This is a genomic window from Nocardioides aurantiacus, assembly GCF_003752505.1.
Taxonomy (GTDB): domain Bacteria; phylum Actinomycetota; class Actinomycetes; order Propionibacteriales; family Nocardioidaceae; genus Marmoricola; species Marmoricola aurantiacus.
Genome location: NZ_RKHO01000001.1, coordinates 1594951 through 1611751, shown reverse-complemented (window position 1 = coordinate 1611751; position 16801 = coordinate 1594951). Strand labels below are relative to the sequence as shown.

The window sequence follows — 16801 nt, the reverse complement described above, 5'->3', positions numbered from 1 at the left end:
CGACTCTAGGACGTCGCGGAAGCGGCCTCGGGGCCCGCTCCCCCGCCGACCGCCGCGTCCGAGCTGCGCCGCCGCTTACGCCCTGGCGGCGGGGCCAGGTGACCCAGCGGGCCCGAGCTGGAGTTCATCGTCACCACGAAGGCCCGCTCGGGGGTGTAGCGCACCACCGACAGACTCGCCGGGTCGACCATGATGCGCTGGAAGGCGTCCAGGTGCATCCCGAGCGCGTCGGCCAGCACGGCCTTGATGACGTCGCCGTGCGAGACGGCCAGCCAGACCGCGTCGCCTCCGGCCTCCGCGTCGTACGCCGCGTCGCGCTCGCGGACCGCGGCCACGGCCCGCGCCGACATCTCCTGCAGCGACTCGCCGCCCGGGAACCGCGCGGCCGACGGCTGGGCCTGGACGGTGCGCCAGAGCTTCTCCTTGGCCAGCGTCTTCAGCTCCCGGCCGGTCCACTCGCCGTAGTCGCACTCCGAGAGCCGCTGCTCGGTGACCGGCCGGAGGTCGGGCGCCAGCAGCCGGGCGGTCTCGCGGCACCGCTGCAGCGGGCTGCTCACCACGCCGGCGAACGTCAGGCCCGCGAGCCGCTCGGCCGCGCGCTGCGCCTGCTGCTTCCCGGTGTCGTCGAGGTGGACCCCCGGCGTGCGTCCGGCGAGCACCCCGGTCGCGTTCGCCGCCGTCCGCCCGTGACGCGCCAGGATCACCGTTGCCATGCCCGGAGCGTAGCCGTCGTATCTTGCTCGGGTGATCGTCGACAACGCCCTCTACCGCGACGGCAGGCGGGTCGAGCTGGGCTGCGAGCCGGGCGACCTGACCGCCGTGCGCGGCAGCGTCTCGGAGCCTCAGGACTTCACCTGGGTGGGGCTGCACGACCCGACCGGCGAGGAGCTGGCCCGGGTGGCGGAGCTCTACGGCCTGCACGAGCTGGCCGTGGAGGACGCGCTCTCGGCGCACCAGCGACCCAAGGTCGAGCGCTACGCCGACTCGATGTTCGTCGTGCTCAAGACGCTCTGGTACGTCGACGCGCAGGACGCCGTCGAGACCGGGGAGATCAGCCTGTTCGTCGGACCCGGCTTCATCGTCACCGTCCGTCACGGCGAGGGCGCGTCGCTGACCGAGGCACGGCGCCGCCTCGAGGCCAACAGCCACGTGCTGGTCCACGGCCCCTCCGCGGTGCTGTACGCCGTCTGCGACGACGTGGTCGACCGCTACGAGGACGTCGCCAACTCGCTGCAGGAGGACGTCGACGAGGTCGAGGAGTCGGTGTTCTCCGACACCCGCACCAACGACAGCGCCCGGATCTACGTGCTCAAGCGCGAGCTCGCCGAGATGCGCCGGGCGGTGCTGCCGCTGCGCGAGCCGATGAACCGGTTCGCCACCGGCAACGGCGTCCACACCGAGGCCGGCCCCTACTTCCGCGACGTCGCCGACCACCTCGCGCGGGTGGCCGACACCATCGACACCCTCGACTCGCTGCTCTCCACGGCCTTCGACGCGCACCTGGCGCAGATCTCGATCCAGCAGAACGACGACACCCGTCGCATCTCGGCCGCCATCGGCCTGATCGCGGCGCCCACCCTGGTGGCGGGCATCTACGGCATGAACTTCGACCGCATGCCCGAGCTGCACTGGCTCTACGGCTACCCGTGGGCGCTCGGGCTGATGCTGCTGAGCTCGCTGACCGTGTTCCTGATCAGCAAGCGCTCCGGCTGGCTGTGAGCCCGGCGCGGCCGGGGTCGGCGCGGCCGGGGTCGGCGCGGCCGGGGCGGACAGCGGTCAGGCGCTGAGGACCCCGGCGGCGAGCAGGCCCATGGTGAGCAGGCCCAGCGCGATCCGGTAGACCACGAACGGCGCGTAGGACCGGGTCGAGACGTAGCGCAGCAGCCACGCGATCGCGGCGTACCCGACGACGAAGGACACGATGGTCGCCACGATGGTGGGGCCCCAGCCGTAGGTGTTCTCGCCGTCGGGGATCTCCTTGAGCTCGAACAGCCCGGCGCCGACGACCGCGGGGATGGCCAGCAGGAACGCGAACCGGGTCGCCGCCTCACGGGTCAGGCCGAGGAACAGCCCCATCGAGATCGTCGCGCCGGAGCGCGAGACCCCCGGCACCAGCGCCAGCGCCTGCGCACCGCCGAGCAGCAGCGCGTGCTTGAGACCGATCTGCTTGAGCTCGCGGCTCTGGGTGGCGGTCCGGTCGGCGACGCCGAGGATCACGCCCATGACGATCAGCGCGGCGGCGATGATCCACAGGTTGCGGAAGTCGCGCTCGATCACGTCCTTGAGCGCGATGCCGAGCAGCACGATCGGCAGCGAGCCGACGATGACGTACCACCCCATCCGGGCGTCGGCGTGGCCGCGGTACTCGGGCCGGAACAGCGACCGCACCCAGGTGCTGGCGATGCGCCAGATGTCCTTGCGGAAGTAGATGAGCACCGCCAGCTCGGTGCCGATCTGGATCACCGCGGTGAACGCGGCTCCGGGGTCGCCCCAGCCGAACCACTCCGGGAAGATCCGGAGGTGGGCGCTGCTGGAGACGGGCAGGAACTCGGTGAGTCCCTGGATGAGGCCCAGGACGACGGCCTTGAGGAGATCGAGCACCGGAGCAGTCTAGGAACGTCCAGCCGCACCTCACCCGACCCCGCCCGGCGAGCCGCGGACCGGCTGCGCGGGCGGCCTGGATAGCGTGCGGGCATGCGGACGCGGTACGTCGGGCAGACCGGGCTCTCGGTCTCCCGGCTCGCCCTGGGGACGATGACCTGGGGCCGGGACACCGACGAGCACGAGGCCCGCGAGCAGCTCGCGGCCTTCACCGGCGCCGGCGGGACCCTGGTCGACACCGCCGCCGGCTACACCGACGGCGACTCCGAGCGGCTGCTGGGCCGCCTGGTCGGCGACGTGGTGGCCCGCGACGACGTGGTCATCGCGACCAAGGCCGGGGTCGGCCGTCGGCGCGGCGAGCGCTACGTCGACGTCTCCCGCCGCCACCTGCTCGCCTCGCTCGACGCCTCCCTGGCCCGGCTCGGCGTGGACCACGTCGACCTCTGGCAGGTGCACACCTGGAGCGACCGGGTGCCGCTGGAGGAGACGCTCGCGGCGCTCGACCTGGCCGTGACGACCGGCCGGACGGCGTACGTCGGGATCAGCAACTACTCCGGGTGGCAGTCCGCCCAGGCCGCGACCTGGCAGCGTGCCGTGCCGGGGCGGGCGGTGCTGGCCGCCCACCAGGTGGAGTACTCCCTGCTCAACCGCGCCGTGGAGGCCGAGGTCGTGCCGGCGGCGCAGGCGCTGGGCCTGGGGCTGCTGCCCTGGTCACCGCTGGGCCGGGGGGTGCTCACGGGCAAGTACCGCGGCGGCACCCCGGCGGACTCCCGGGCCGCCTCGCCGCACTTCGGCGGCTTCGTGGGCCGCTACCTCGACGAGCGCTCGGCGCGCGTGGTCGAGGCCGTCGTCAAGGCGGCCGACGGACTGGGATGGACTCCGCTGGAGGTGGCGTTGACGTGGGTGCGGGACCGCCCCGGCGTCGTGGCGCCGGTGGTGGGGGCCCGCACCGCGGCCCAGCTGCGCGACGCCCTCGGCGTCGAGGAGTGCACCCTCCCCGCCGAGATCGTCACCGCGCTCGAGGACGTGTCGTCCACACCCGAGGAGGAGACCACCAGATGACGTCGGCCAAGGCCCGCCGGATGCAGCACCGCGCGCTCCGCCCGGGCGTGGAGTACGAGTTCGAGAAGCTGCTGATCTCCCGCGAGCACTCCCGCACCGCCGTCACCCGGATGCTCGTCGAGCGTGCCGAGCACGGCGGCTGGGAGCTGGATCGGGTGCAGATCAAGCACGACGGCACCCGCCGGGTGCTGCTGCGCCGCCGGATCATCCGGCAGCGCACCGTCTTCGTCTGAGGCGCGGGCCCGCCGGTCCGACCCGTCGGGGGCCCGGAGCGTGCCGAGGGCCTCAGGGCGTGCCGAGGGTCTCAGAGCTTGCCGAGGGCTCAGAGCGTGCCGGGGCTCAGAGCTTGCCGAGAAACCTGTCGAAGACCCGCGCCCCGAACTCCAGCGCGTCGACCGGCACCCGCTCGTCGACCCCGTGGAAGAGCCCGGTGAAGTCGAGGTCCTCGGGCAGGCGCAGCGGCGCGAAGCCGTAGGCGCGCATGCCCAGCTTGGTGAAGTGCTTGGCGTCGGTGCCGCCGCTCATCAGGTAGGGCGCCACGAGGGCGTCCGGGTCCTCCTCGAGCAGGGAGGCGGTCATCGCCTCGGCCACCGATCCGTCGTACGACGTCTCCAGGCCGGCCTGCAGGCTGTCGAAGGTGACCTCGACGTGGGGACCGGCCAGCTCGTGGAGCGTGGCGACGAAGTCCTCCTGGTGGCCGGGCAGGAAGCGGCCGTCGATGCGGGCGGTGGCCTGGCCGGGCACGACGTTGACCTTGTAGCCGGCCTCGAGCATCGTCGGGTTGGTGGTGTGCTTCAGCACCGCGGCGAGCATCCGTGACGCGCTCCCGAACTCCTCGACCAGCTCCTCGGCGTTCTCGGGCGTGGCCTCCACCCCGGCGAGCTCGCCGACGACCGCCATCAGCACCTGCATGGTGGGGGTCAGCGTCACCGGCCACGGGTGGCGGCCGATGCGGGCGACCGCCTCGGCGAGGTGGGTGACGGCGTTGTCGGGGTGCCGCATCGAGCCGTGGCCGGCGTTGCCGGTCGCGGTGAGCCGCATCCAGGCCATCCCCTTCTCGGCGGCCTCGACGAGGTAGAGGCGGCGGCCGCGCACGGTGGTGGAGAACCCGCCGACCTCGCCCACGGCGTAGGTGCAGCCCTCGAACCACTCCCGCTTGGCCTCCACGAGCGGACCGGCCCCGAGGTGGCCGCCGGCCTCCTCGTCGGCGGTGAACGCGAGCACCAGCGGCCGGGAGGGCACCTGGCCCGCCGCGGCCCGTGCCCGGACGGTGGAGAGCAGCATCGCGTCGAAGTCCTTCATGTCCACCGCGCCACGGCCCCAGACCTGGCCGTCCTGGACCTCGCCGCTGAAGGGGTGGACCTGCCAGTCGTCGGCGTTCGCCGGCACCACGTCCAGGTGGCCGTGCAGGAGCATCGGCTCCCCCTGGTCGCCGCCCCACCGGGCCAGCACGTTGGTGCGGCCGCTCTCGGCCTCCCACAGCTCGGTGGTGATGCCGACGTCCTCGAGCAGCGAGGCGACGTGCTCGGCGGCCTTGCGCTCCCCCGGCCCCTCGCCGTCGCCGTAGTTGGTGGTGTCCATCCGGATCAGGTCGCGGCAGATCTCCACGACCTCGGCGGCGGGGTCGTACGTCGACGCGGGACTCGGGTCCGAGGCGGGGGTCGTCATGCGCCCCATCGTGCCCCAGGCGGGGTCAGAGCAGGTGACGGGCGCCGGCGCGCGGCGTCATCGACCGGGGCTCGGCCCAGCGCAGCGAGCCGTCGGCCGCGACGACGGCGAGCTGCAGCACCTCGGCGACCGGGCGGTGCCTCGTGGTCTCCCACGACTTGGCGTGCCGCCACGACTCCTCGAAGACCTGCACCTCCATCACGGTGGTGCCGGCGCTCGACCGCGCGATGGTGCGCTCGCACCACGCCCGCGCGGCGACCATGTCGGGCCACCGACGCTCGACGACGACGTCCTCGAAGCCGCCGTCGTCGGGGACGCGCAGCTGCAGCCGCCCGAGGGCGGTGCTGCCGATGCCGGCCCCCACGGTCGGGGCGTGCGTGTCGTCCATGGGGTCGAGGCTAAGCGGCACCCGGACCGACGCCCAGCCTGCGACGCGCGCGCCCTCCACCTGTCTAGCCCGCAGGTGTGTCGACGTTTGCATCCCCGGGGCCCGGGAAGGAAAGCCCGGGTGGGACCCGCTGCGCTCCGGTGACCTTGCTCACCCGCTGAGCGTGGGCCGCTCCGGATCGTGTGACGGGGCCGACATCCCGGTTTGCGCCTGCGGACCCGACCTGTCTCACTGGACGGGCGACGCACCCGTACGGGTGGTCCGGACGCCCCGTGCGCCGGCGTCGCACCAGACCAGAGCCGCGCGCCCGAGATGCGCCCCACCTGCTCGTGCGGGCCGCGGTGACCCCGACCTCAGGACTCCTCCCACGAGCAGCGGTGCGCCCCGACCACGCGGGCCACCACGGCAGGCGGACTCGGCCGCCCACCCGTCCACCGCGGCGCCTCGAGGTGTCACCCCCTCACCATGCCCCTGATCTCCGTCATGCCCGGGTCGCGACGACGTCTGTTCGTGCTGCCGTTGGCGATCCCCTCCCTGCTGCTCCTCGCCGCACCCGGCTCCGCCGTCGCCGCCACCGAGGACGCTGCCGGCCGCGACGCCGGCACCGAGGCCGTCCTCCGCGCCGCCGACCGCACGCGCGTCGGCGAGCCCGCCCTCTCCCCCGCCGGCCTGGCGGCGCTGGTGCCGCCCGCCCGGGTGGTGGGCGGCACCGAGCTGGAGGAGAAGCCCCCGCCGTGGCAGCTCCCCGTCGCGGCGTACCACCTCACCGGGCGGTTCGGTGCCTCCAGCTCGCTGTGGTCCAGCAGCCACACCGGTCTCGACTTCGCCGCACCCGAGGGCACACCGCTGGTCGCGATCGGTCCCGGCACGGTGGTCTCGGCCGAGTCCGACGGCGCCTTCGGCAACAAGACGGTCGTGCGCCTCGACGACGGCACCGAGCTCTGGTACTGCCACCAGAGCGCCTTCGTCGCCGAGCCGGGCCAGCGCGTCGGCCCCGGCACCCCGATCGGTCGGGTCGGCTCCACCGGCAACGTGACCGGGCCCCACCTCCACCTCGAGGTGCACCCCACGGGCGACGCCCCGGTCGACCCCGACCAGTGGCTGCGCGACCGGGGGCTTGCTGCCTAGCGGCGGTGGCTAGTCGCGGCGGACGTCGACCACGACGCGGGTGGGGTCGGTCAGCGCGAAGGCGCGGAACGGACGCCGGGAGCCGGTGAGGCCGATGAACGCCTGCTGCTGTCCCTCGAAGACCGAGCCGGGGGCGACCTGGGCGATGCCGCCGGTGCCGTCGACGCGGGTGCTGCTGTCGCCGAACTCCGGGACGCCGGTGTCGAAGGGCATCCCCATCCCGCGGAGGTCGACCTGGAGGTACGCCGAGCCCCGGAGCCGCACCGGCTCGCCGGACCCGTCCTGGACCGGCCGGGCGACGTAGGCCACCCGCCAGCCGGGGGTGCCGGTGCCGCCGAGGTCGAAGACGACGCGGTCGAAGCCGTCCTGCCGCCCGACGCGCACGTTCGTGACCCCGAGCCCGTTGCCCTCGCCCTGGCCGCCCTCGTCGGGACGGACGTCCGCCGGGAAGGACGGGGTGGTCGCGGGGGCGCCCGAGGTCGAGGAGGTCCCGGACGGCGTCGGCGAGGTCGTCCCCGACGGGGAGTCGGACGCGGAGTCCGAGGCAGAGTCCGATGCCGAGGCGGACGCACCGGGAGAGGACGAGCCCGACGGCTCCGAGGCCGGCGACCCGTCGCCGCCGCAGCCGGCGGTCCCGACGAGCAGCACGAGGCCGATCAGGGCGGGTGCTGCCGTGGACCTGCGCATGGGTGCCTCCGAGTGGGTTCCGGTCCGCGGAAACTAGCGCACCGAGCCGGGCCGGGCGGTCGCGACGCCCCGTCGTACCTCGTTCCCGCCCGTTCCCGTGAGCACGGTCGTTGTGCTCCGGAGGCGCCCCACCGCTGACAGAGCGACCCGTGGCACGACGAAGGGCCCCGCGGAGCGGGGCCCTTCTGTGTGTGTCCGAGGGGGGACTTGAACCCCCACCCCCTATACGGGGACTAGCACCTCAAGCTAGCGCGTCTGCCTATTCCGCCACCCGGACGAGCGAGGGGAACACTACCAAGGTGCCGGGGCCGGCGACCAATCGGGCACCCCCTCACCAGCCTCCGGGCAGCGGCCGGCCCTCGGCGAAGCCGGCAGCGGACTGCACGCCGAGCACCGCGCGGTCGTGCAGCTCGGCGAGGTCGTGGGCCCCGGCGTAGGTCGCTGCGGAGCGGACGCCCGAGCAGATCTCGTCGACGAGGTCCTCCACGCCCGGCCGGACCGGGTCGAGGAACATCCGCGAGGAGGAGATGCCCTCCTCGTAGAGACCCTTGCGGGCACGGTCGAACGCGGTCTCGGTCGAGGTGCGGTTGGCCACGGCGCGGGCCGAGGCCATGCCGAAGCTCTCCTTGTAGGCGCGGCCGTCGGCGCCGACGTGGAGGTCACCGGGCGACTCGTGGGTGCCCGCGAACCACGAGCCCACCATCACCTGCGAGGCGCCGGCGGCCAGGGCCAGCGCCACGTCACGGGGGTGGCGCACACCACCGTCGGCCCACACGTGCTTGCCCAGCTCACGAGCGGCCGTGGCGCACTCGAGCACCGCGCTCAGCTGCGGGCGCCCCACACCGGTCATCATCCGGGTCGTGCACATGGCGCCGGGGCCGACGCCGACCTTGACGATGTCGGCCCCGGCCTCGACGAGGTCGCGGACCCCGTCGGCCGAGACCACGTTGCCCGCCACGACCGGCACGCCGGGGCCGAGCGCGCGCACGGCGCGCAACGCCTCGAGCATCCGCTCCTGGTGGCCGTGGGCGGTGTCGACCACGAGGGTGTCGACGCCCAGCTCGAGCAGCCGCGCGGCCTTGCCGGCCACGTCGCCGTTGACGCCGACCGCCGCCGCGATGCGCAGCCGTCCCTGCGCGTCGACGGCCGGGGCGTAGATCGTCGAGCGCAGCGCGCCGGTGCGGGTCAGGATGCCGACCAGCGTGCCGTCGTCGTCGACGGCCGGGGCGAGCCGGTGCCGTGAGGCGTGCAGGACGTCGAAGGCCTCCCGCGGCTCCATGGTCGCCTCGAGCGTCGTCATGTCGGTGGTCATCACGTCGGCGACCTGGGTGAAGCGGTCGACCCCGAGGCAGTCGGCCTCGGTCACGACGCCGACGGGGCGACCGCCCTCGAGCACGACCGCCGCCCGGTGCGCGCGCTTGGGCAGCAACGCCAGCGCGTCGCTCACGGTGTGGTGCGGGTCGAGCACGATGGGGGTCTCGAAGACCGTGTGCCGCTCCTTGACCCAGCCGACCACGTCGGCCACGACGTCGAGCGGGACGTCCTGGGGCACGACGACGAGACCGCCGCGCCGCGCCACGGTCTCGGCCATCCGGCGCCCCGCGACGGCCGTCATGTTGGCGACCACGAGCGGCACGGTGGTGCCGGTCCCGTCGCCGGGCCGTTGGGCCAGGTCGACGTCGTAGCGGCTGGCGACCGCGGAGCGGGCCGGCACCATGAAGACGTCGTCGTAGGTCAGGTCGTACGGCGGGCGGTGGTCGTCGAGGAAGCGCACGGTCACGCAATCTACGCGCCGCCCCCGACCACGCGCCGGGGTCCGCCCTAGGGTGACCCGGTGCCCGACCACGAGCCCGCCGCCCCGTCCGCCACGACCACGGGGGTCGCCCCCGGCCGCGTCAACCTGATCGGCGAGCACGTCGACTACAACGGCGGTCGCTGCCTGCCGTTCGCGCTGCGGCAGGCCACCACGGCCCGCGTCGGGCGGCGCGACGACGACCGGTTGCGTGTCACCAGCCGCGACGAGGCCTGGGAGGGCCGGGTCGACGCCCTCGACGACGCCCCCGGCTGGGTGAGGTACGTCGCCGGCGTGGTGCTCGCGCTGGACGTCACCCAGGGCCTCGACGTGGCCATCAGCAGCGACGTGCCCATCGGCGCCGGGTTGTCGAGCTCCGCGGCGCTGGAGTGCAGCGTGGCGTACGCCGTGGACGCATTGCTCGACCTCGGCCGCACCCCCGAGCAGCTGGAGCAGGCGAGCGTCCGCGCGGAGTCCGAGACGGTCGGGGCCCCGACCGGTGGCCTCGACCAGGCGGTCTCGGTGCACGCCGAGGAGCACCACGCGCTGCTGCTCGACTTCGGCAGCGGTGCCCGCGAGCAGGTGCGCTTCGACCCCGCCTCCCACGACCTCGGGGTGCTGGTGATCGACACCCGGGTCAGCCACGAGCTCACCGACGGCGGCTACGAGGCGCGCCGCGACCAGGCGTGGGAGGCCGCGCGCCTCCTCGGGGTGACCACCCTGGCCGAGGCCTCCCCCGCCGCGCTGGAGCAGGCCGGGCTCGAGGAGCCGCTGCTGCGCCGCGCCCGCCACGTCGTCTCCGAGGTCCGTCGCGTCGACGCCTTCGTGGAGGCGCTGCGCGCCGACCGCTGGGACCTGCTGGGTCCGCTGCTGGACGCCTCGCACGCCTCGCTGCGCGACGACTACGAGGTCTCCTGCGAGGAGCTCGACGTCGCGGTCGAGGTGGCCCGCGAGGCCGGTGCCCTCGGGGCCCGGATGACCGGGGGCGGGTTCGGCGGCTCCGCGATCGCGCTGGTCCCGGTCGAGCGGCTCACCGCCGTGCGCTCGGCGCTCACCCATGCGTTCGTGCTCCGCGGCTGGACCCCGCCGGACTTCATCGACGCCTCCCCCGGACCCGGCGCCCACGTCCGCTGAGGACCCCGGGTCGACGCCTCAGGTCGCGGCGACGCCGATCTGGCCGCTGCGGAAGGCATCGACGAACAGCGCGTGGTCGGTGCGCACCGTCTCGGCGTAGGTCACGGCGAACTCCACGAGGTGGTCGGCGAACGCGCGCCGGCGGCCCTTCAACGAGGCCACGATGGCCTCCTCGACCTGGAAGTCGACGAGGTCCTGGTCGCTGTCCTCGTCCGAGGCGCAGTGGATCTTGGCCGTCGCCCGGCCGAGCAGCTCCACGACGGCGGCGATGTCGTCGGGCTCGGTGATGTCGTCCCAGTCGAGGTCGACCTCGTAGGGCGAGATCTCCGAGACGACGTAGCCGGTGCCGCCCATCTCGGTGTGACCCAGCAACGGATCGGTGTGCACCTGCAGCGCACGCTGGCTGACCACCGTGCGGTGGCCCTCGTGCTCGAAGTAGCCCTCGATGGTCGCGGAGTCCTGGAACCGGCTCAGCGCGGGGACGTTGGCCTGTTTCATCGACAGCACGACGTCGTTGTCGAGCGCCTGGCTGTAGCCCTCCACCAGCAGGTTGTACGCCGGGAGCCCGGCGCTGCCGATGCCGAAGCCCGACTTGCCCACCGCGTCGCGCAGGTCGTAGAACAGCGAGCGGTCGAAGCGCTTGGAGGCCGGGATCGTCTCGAGGTACGCCGCGAACGCCGCCTCGACGGCCGCGCGCTCGGCGTCGGGCAGCATCCGGATCGAGTGGTCGGGCGTGAACACCCGCACCCCCTCCTCGATGTGGGTCATGCCGTCGAGCAGGTCGGCCCGCTTGATGGCGCGGGCGCTCAGCAGGGCGTTGAGGATCGGGCCCTCGGTGTTGGCCAGGTGCAGCGCGAAGTCCTCGTCGTCCGCGGTGGAGGCGTAGTGGTCGACCTGGGAGAGGTAGCCGCGCAGGAAGCGGCGTACGAGCGCCTCGACGTCGGCGGCCGGCAGCGCCTTCTGCCACGCCATCAGGGCCAGGCTGGCGGCGAACCGACGCAGGTCCCACGTGTAGTGGCCGATGTAGGCCTCGTCGAAGTCGTTGATGTCGAACACGAGCCGGCCGTCAGAGTTGAGGTAGGTGCCGAAGTTCTCCACGTGCAGGTCGCCGTGGATCCAGATCGCACCGGTGCGCTCGTCGATCCACTCGTCGTCCACGCCGGTCATGTCGGCGTAGAACAGGCAGGCGGAGCCGCGGTAGAAGGCGTGCGGGCTGGCCGCCATCTTGCGGTACTTGAAGCGGAACGCCTGGGGGTCGGCCTTCATCAGCGGGGCGAAGGCGTCCTTGAACACCGAGACGATGAGGTCGGTGCGGGCCTGGGGGTCCGAGGGCTCGTCGGCGCGGGCGTCGGTGGTGGCGTCGGTCACGCGTCCACCCTGCCACCCCTCGCCCCGCCGACCGGCGGTTTCAGCCCCACCGACCTCAGCTCGAGCCGGGCCAGTCGGTCGACGACGTCGGCGTCGCCGCGGCGCCACGCCCCCGCGGGGTCGTCGTCGACGCGGGCGAGGACGTGCAGCGGCTGGTGGGCCATCGCCCGCAGCGCGAACAGGTCGAGGTCGGCGCGGGCGTCGAGGAACCGCTGCCCGGCGGTGGCGCGGCGTACGAAGCGGACCCGGCCGGGCAGCCAGAGCAGCAGCACGAGCAGGATCGGCACGACCGCCACGGTGATCCCCAGCCAGTGGGCGAGCGACTCCACCGCGGCGACCTGGTCACGGCCCGCGCCCGCGATGCCCTCGGCCGCTCCCCCGGCACCGTCGAAGGGGCTGCGGACCTCGTCGCCCACCAGCGGCAGGCCCGAGACGGTGTCGCCGGCGTCGCGCAGCCGACCGGCGAGGTCCGTCGCGGAGGCGTCGATGCGGCGCCCCGGCCCGGCCAGCTCCAGCGTGGCGTCGCGCACCGAGCCCGCCACCTGGATCCAGACCCACACCCACACCAGGACGAGGACGTCGCCCACGACCTGGCGGGCACGACGGAGCGGGAGGTCGGCGTAGAGCTTCATGCCGCTCCCGTTCCCCGTCGGGGGCTGCTCGGTCGCTACTTCAGCTGCGCGGAGGTGAGACCCAGCACGCGGCGGGCCACGATCAGCTGCTGGATCTGCTGGGTGCCCTCGAAGATGTCGAGGATCTTGGAGTCGCGGCCCCACTTCTCGAGCAGCTCGGCCTCGGAGTAGCCCAGGGTGCCGGCCAGCTCGACGCAGCGCAGCGTGACCTCGGAGCCCATCCGGCCGGCCTTGGCCTTGGCCATCGAGGCCTCCTTGGAGTTGGGCTTGCGGTTGTCGGCCATCCACGCCGACTCCAGCGTCAGCAGGTAGGCGGACTCCCACTCGGCCTCGAGCTGCAGGAAGGTCGCCGCCGCAGCGGGCTGCAGCCAGACCGGCTTGTCGTAGTCGACCTCGACCCCGGCGTCGGCCAGGATGCTGCGAGTCAGGTCGAGCGAGGCGCGGGCGCAGCCCACGGCCATGGCGGCGACCAGCGGGCGGGTGTTGTCGAAGGTCGCCATGGCGCCCGCGAAGCCCTGCTTGGTGTCCACCTCGGGCGAGCCGAGCAGGTTGGCGGCCGGGACGCGGCAGTCCTCGAACATGATGACCGCGGTGTCGGACGCGCGGATGCCGAGCTTGTGCTCGAGGCGCTCCACCCGCATGCCCGGCGTGCCCTTCTGCACCACGAACGACTTGATCGCGGCGCGGCCGAGCGACTTGTCGAGCGTCGCCCACACCACGACGCTGTCGGCGCGCTCGCCGGAGGTGACGTAGATCTTCTCGCCGTTGATGACGTACTCGTCGCCGTCCTTGACCGCCGTGGTGGTGATGTTGGCGGAGTCGGACCCGACGCCGGGCTCGGTGATGGCCATCGCGGCCCAGGTGCCGGCGAACCGCTCCTGCTGCTCGTCGTCCGCGACCGAGGCGATGGCGGAGTTGCCCAACCCCTGGCGGGGCATCGAGAGCAGCAGGCCGACGTCGCCCCAGCACATCTCCATGACGGAGAGCACGGAGGCCAGGTTGGCGCCGTTCTTGTTGCCCTTCTTCTCCTGGGGCTTCTCGTCGCGTCGTACGCCGGCCGCACCCGCGCCGCCGGTGGCCCCGGACTCGCTGATGCCGTCGATCATCGCGGCCAGCATGTCCAGCTCCTTGGGGTACTGGTGCTCGCCCTCGTCGTACTTGCGCGAGATCGGCCGGAGCATGTTCATCGCGACCTGGTGGGCCTGGTCGATGAGGGGGCGGACCTTCTTGGGGGTCTCGAGGTTGATCACGGGGTTCTCCTGGTGTCCTGGGGTGGTCGGCGAGCGGGGCGGTCGGCTGGTCGGGGGCGGCGGGGCCTCAGACCAGCACCGCTCCTTCCATCACGCCGATGGCACGCAGGTCGCGGTACCACCGCTCGACGGGGTGCTCCTTGACGAAGCCGTGGCCACCGAGCAGCTGGACGCCGTCCAGGCCGATGCGCATGCCGTGCTCGGTGCAGAGCTTGCGGGCGAGCGCCACCTCGCGCTCGGCCGTCCTGCCCTGCGCGACCCGGCTCGCGGCGCGCCAGGTGACCAGCCGCATGCCCTGGAGCTCGATGGCGATGTTGGCGACCATGAAGGCCACCGACTGCCGGTGGGCGATCGGCTCGCCGAACGCCTGGCGCTCCTTGACGTAGGGGGTGACGTAGTCGAGCACCGCCTGGGCGGTGCCCACGGCCAGGGCGCACCAGGCCAGCCGGGAGGCGCGCACGCAGGCGGCGTGGTCGGCCGCGTCGCCGAGGAGGGCGATCTCCTCCACCTCGACGTCGTCGAGCAGCAGCCGCGAGAGGCTCGCGGCGCGCAGCCCCATGGAGGGGTCGGACTCGATGGTGATGCCCTCGGTGCGGGACTCGACGAGGAACAGCCGCGCCTCGCCGTCGAGGGTGGCGCTGAGGACGAACAGCTCGGCGTCGGCGCCGCGCACGACGCCGGACTTGACGCCGTTGAGGACGATCCTGCCGCCGCGGCGCTCGGCCGTCGTGGCGGGGGCCATGGCGTCGTAGAGGGCGGTGGGCTCGGCCAGCGCCAGCGCGGCGGCCGGGACCTCGTCACCGGTGAAGGCCGGGAGGTAGGTCGCCTGCTGCTCGTCGGTGCCGTAGAGCGAGAGCGCCGTGGCCACGGCACCGGGAGCCAGGGCCGCGACGGCCAGGCCCATGTCGCCCTTGGCGAGCGCCTCGTGGACGAGCACGCCGGCCACGGTCGAGCGCTCGGTGGCGATGCCGCCGAGCTCCTCCGGCACGCCCAGGATCGGCAGCCCGATCTCGAGGGTCGCCTTGAGCAGCTCCTCGGGTGCGGCGCACTCCTCGTTGGCCGCCGAGGCGGCCGGGCGGACGACCTCCTCGGCGAACTCGGCCACGACGTCGGCGAGCATCTGCTCGTCCTCGCCCGGCGTCAGGTCGAACTGGCCGGTCGAGGCGGCGGCCGGCACCCGCTGGCCGCGGGTGGCCTTGCCGGCCCGGGCGAACTGGCGGCCCACCGTGCCGGCGGTGCGGAAGCCGGCGCTGGTCACGCGGTAGACGGTCTGCTCGCTGGCCTTGCGCAGGCCGAGCGAGTCGAGCAGCTCGGAGGAGGCGAGCCGGTTGAGCGCGGCGACGGCCAGGCCGATCGGGTCGCGGGTCTCCCCCTCGGCGAGGCCGTGGCGGCCGCCGGTGCGCAGCAGCGTCCACGGCAGTCGGGCGGTGGTCCGGTGGGTCGCGGAGTCCTTCGAGGAAGCCATGACACCCAATGTAACTAGGAGTTACACAGTGCGCCACACCTTCCTGTCGTGTCGCGGCTCACGCATAGGATCCCGCCCATGCGTGACACCAGCGATCTCCCCGTCGCCCCCACGTCGGCGGAGCTGCCGACCGGCGGCACCGTCCGCCCGATCACCCGCTGGGGCACCGACGTGATGCACCGGCGGCAGCGGCCCGTCACGGCCCACGACGAGGACCTGGCGCGGCTCGTGGCCGACATGACCGCCACCATGTACGCCGCCGACGGCGTCGGGCTGGCCGCGTGCCAGATCGGGGTGGACCTCGCGGTCTTCGTCTTCGACTGCCCCGACGAGGACGGCGTCATCCACCGCGGCGTGGTGTGCAACCCCGAGGTCGCCCTGCCGGTGGGACGTGACCGCCGGCTCGACGACGGTGACGAGGGCTGCCTGTCCTACCCCGGCGCGTTCGTCGAGTGCCCCCGCCCCGACTGGGCGCGGGTGACCGGCACCGGCTTGGACGGCACGGAGGTCTCCTACGAGGGCGACGGCCTGCTCGCGCGCTGCCTGCAGCACGAGACCGACCACACGCTGGGCACCGTGTTCGGCGACCGGGTGGCGGCCAAGGCGCGCAAGCGGCTGCGCAAGCAGATGGAGGCCGAGGCGGCCGACTACCCCGAGGGCTGGCCGGCCGTGGCCTCGCCGGCGTCCGACGCGGACTGAGCCGACCTCGCCGATCCGCGGGCCACGGCCGCCAGCACGGCGACCACCCGGGCCACGGCCGGCGGGAGCGGCGGCTGGCCGTAGCCGAGCACGTGGATCCGGCGGTGGGCGTCCGGCACGGGCGTGACCACCACCCCTGGGTGGCGGTGGGCCCGCAGCGCCAGCCCCGGCAGCAGGCTGACCCCGAGCCCGGCGGCCACCATGGCCTGCACGGCGACGTAGTCGTCGGTCGCGAACACCACGTCCGGCTCGAAGCCCGCCGCCTCGCACAGCACGAGCAGCTCGCTGCGGCAGCGCTCGCAGCCGGTGACCCAGCGCGCCGCGGCGTACGCCCCCAGGTCGCGGAGGGCGCCCTCCGGCGCCCGCGCGGCGTCGGTGACCAGGAACAGCGGGTCGTCGAGGAGCTCGGTGACCGTGAGCTGGGGGTCCTCCTCGCGGTCGGGGTAGCTGAAGGCGAGCGCCAGGTCGGCCTCGCCCGTGCGCAGCATGGCGATCCCCTCCGGGGGCTCGGCCTCGGTCAGCTCCAGCACCAGCCCGGGCGCCTCGTCGGCCAGCGCGGCCAGCAGCCGCGGCACCAGCGTCGCCGTCGCCGAGGGGAACGCGGCGAGCCGCACCCGGCCGTGACGCAGCGTGGTGGCGTCGGCCAGCTCGGTCTCGGCACGCTGCAGCAGCCCCAGCAGCTCCTCGGCACGGTCCGCGAGGCGCCGCCCCTCGGCGGTGAGGCGGACGCCGCGACCGACCCGCTGCAGCAGCACCGCGCCGGTCTCGGCCTCGAGGCGCCGCAGGTGGTGGGAGACCGTCGGCTGGCCGTAGTGCAGCTCCTCGGCCGCCCGGGAGACCGACCCGGTCCGGGCCACGGCGAGCAGCGCCTCGAGGCGGCGTACGTCCAGCACCGGGACATCGTATCGACACCAGCGATGATTCGCG

At 73.8% G+C, this 16801-nt stretch carries 17 protein-coding genes and 1 tRNA gene; 6 read left to right on the top strand and 12 right to left on the bottom strand.

The annotated features are described in order from the left end of the window. Positions 1-5: 5 nt before the first annotated feature. Positions 6-713, bottom strand: a complete 708-nt coding sequence (locus tag EDD33_RS07700; RefSeq protein ID WP_123389840.1) for an MSMEG_4193 family putative phosphomutase — start codon at positions 711-713, stop codon at positions 6-8. A 31-nt stretch (positions 714-744) separates the two neighbouring features. Here EDD33_RS07700 and corA point away from each other — a divergent pair, with 31 nt between their 5' ends. Continuing rightward, entirely contained in the window at positions 745-1719 is a 975-nt protein-coding gene (gene corA, locus EDD33_RS07695; RefSeq protein ID WP_123389838.1) for a magnesium/cobalt transporter CorA, read from the top strand. A 57-nt stretch (positions 1720-1776) separates the two neighbouring features. On the opposite strand, the gene EDD33_RS07690 is transcribed toward corA, so the two are convergent. After that, on the bottom strand, positions 1777-2601 hold the full coding sequence (locus EDD33_RS07690; RefSeq protein ID WP_123389836.1) for an undecaprenyl-diphosphate phosphatase: 825 nt from the start codon (positions 2599-2601) through the stop codon (positions 1777-1779). A gap of 93 nt (positions 2602-2694) precedes the next feature. Here EDD33_RS07690 and EDD33_RS07685 point away from each other — a divergent pair, with 93 nt between their 5' ends. Together EDD33_RS07685 and EDD33_RS07680 are read left to right on the top strand one after the other, a co-directional pair. Next, a complete protein-coding gene (locus EDD33_RS07685) occupies positions 2695-3663 on the top strand; it encodes an aldo/keto reductase (RefSeq protein ID WP_123389834.1) in 969 nt (322 codons plus the stop codon). Then, positions 3660-3896 carry a DUF5703 family protein gene (locus EDD33_RS07680; protein WP_425463843.1) on the top strand — a complete coding sequence of 79 codons (237 nt, stop codon included), beginning with the start codon at positions 3660-3662 and terminating at the stop codon, positions 3894-3896. The genes EDD33_RS07685 and EDD33_RS07680 overlap by 4 nt, the downstream gene beginning before the upstream one ends. 106 nt (positions 3897-4002) lie before the next feature. Here the strand turns inward: EDD33_RS07680 and EDD33_RS07675 are convergent, their stop codons facing one another. Together EDD33_RS07675 and EDD33_RS07670 are read right to left on the bottom strand one after the other, a co-directional pair. Further along, the gene (locus EDD33_RS07675) at positions 4003-5331 is read right to left on the bottom strand and encodes a M20/M25/M40 family metallo-hydrolase (RefSeq protein WP_123389833.1); all 1329 of its coding nucleotides are present in this window, start codon (positions 5329-5331) and stop codon (positions 4003-4005) included. Positions 5332-5356: 25 nt separating this feature from the next. Next, on the bottom strand, positions 5357-5719 hold the full coding sequence (locus tag EDD33_RS07670) for a hypothetical protein (protein ID WP_123389828.1): 363 nt from the start codon (positions 5717-5719) through the stop codon (positions 5357-5359). Between the two features lie 465 nt (positions 5720-6184). Between EDD33_RS07670 and EDD33_RS07665 the strand changes: the two genes are divergently transcribed. Beyond that, positions 6185-6847, top strand: coding sequence for a M23 family metallopeptidase (locus tag EDD33_RS07665; protein ID WP_211332458.1), 663 nt, complete (start codon positions 6185-6187; stop codon positions 6845-6847). Between the two features lie 9 nt (positions 6848-6856). On the opposite strand, the gene EDD33_RS07660 is transcribed toward EDD33_RS07665, so the two are convergent. The 3 genes from EDD33_RS07660 to EDD33_RS07650 all read right to left on the bottom strand — a co-directional run bounded on the left by EDD33_RS07660 (position 6857) and on the right by EDD33_RS07650 (position 9308). Continuing rightward, the gene (locus tag EDD33_RS07660; RefSeq protein WP_123389826.1) at positions 6857-7534 is read right to left on the bottom strand and encodes an AMIN-like domain-containing (lipo)protein; all 678 of its coding nucleotides are present in this window, start codon (positions 7532-7534) and stop codon (positions 6857-6859) included. Between the two features lie 192 nt (positions 7535-7726). Then, positions 7727-7811: transfer RNA gene (locus tag EDD33_RS07655), tRNA-Leu, on the bottom strand. Between the two features lie 54 nt (positions 7812-7865). Then, the gene (locus EDD33_RS07650; RefSeq protein WP_123393167.1) at positions 7866-9308 is read right to left on the bottom strand and encodes a GuaB1 family IMP dehydrogenase-related protein; all 1443 of its coding nucleotides are present in this window, start codon (positions 9306-9308) and stop codon (positions 7866-7868) included. Positions 9309-9368: 60 nt separating this feature from the next. Between EDD33_RS07650 and galK the strand changes: the two genes are divergently transcribed. After that, complete coding sequence (gene galK, locus EDD33_RS07645) at positions 9369-10460, top strand: galactokinase (RefSeq protein WP_123389821.1); 1092 nt, start codon at positions 9369-9371, stop codon at positions 10458-10460. An 18-nt stretch (positions 10461-10478) separates the two neighbouring features. On the opposite strand, the gene EDD33_RS07640 is transcribed toward galK, so the two are convergent. The 4 genes from EDD33_RS07640 to EDD33_RS07625 form a co-directional block, all read right to left on the bottom strand. Further along, positions 10479-11828: a DUF2252 domain-containing protein gene (locus EDD33_RS07640; protein ID WP_246003422.1), complete on the bottom strand. Its 1350-nt coding sequence runs from the start codon at positions 11826-11828 to the stop codon at positions 10479-10481. Beyond that, positions 11825-12460, bottom strand: a complete 636-nt coding sequence (locus EDD33_RS07635) for a hypothetical protein (RefSeq protein ID WP_123389819.1) — start codon at positions 12458-12460, stop codon at positions 11825-11827. The genes EDD33_RS07640 and EDD33_RS07635 overlap by 4 nt, the downstream gene beginning before the upstream one ends. Positions 12461-12495: 35 nt before the next feature. Then, positions 12496-13710, bottom strand: a complete 1215-nt coding sequence (locus tag EDD33_RS07630) for an acyl-CoA dehydrogenase family protein (RefSeq protein ID WP_123389817.1) — start codon at positions 13708-13710, stop codon at positions 12496-12498. Positions 13711-13777: 67 nt separating this feature from the next. After that, the gene (locus tag EDD33_RS07625) at positions 13778-15175 is read right to left on the bottom strand and encodes an acyl-CoA dehydrogenase family protein (RefSeq protein WP_123389815.1); all 1398 of its coding nucleotides are present in this window, start codon (positions 15173-15175) and stop codon (positions 13778-13780) included. 78 nt (positions 15176-15253) lie between these two features. On the opposite strand from EDD33_RS07625, the gene def reads away from it, so the two are divergent. Continuing rightward, a complete protein-coding gene (gene def, locus EDD33_RS07620) occupies positions 15254-15874 on the top strand; it encodes a peptide deformylase (RefSeq protein WP_123389813.1) in 621 nt (206 codons plus the stop codon). Here the strand turns inward: def and EDD33_RS07615 are convergent. After that, entirely contained in the window at positions 15823-16767 is a 945-nt protein-coding gene (locus tag EDD33_RS07615) for a LysR family transcriptional regulator (protein ID WP_123389812.1), read from the bottom strand. The two genes, def and EDD33_RS07615, sit on opposite strands and share 52 nt — an antisense overlap. Positions 16768-16801: the final 34 nt, after the last annotated feature.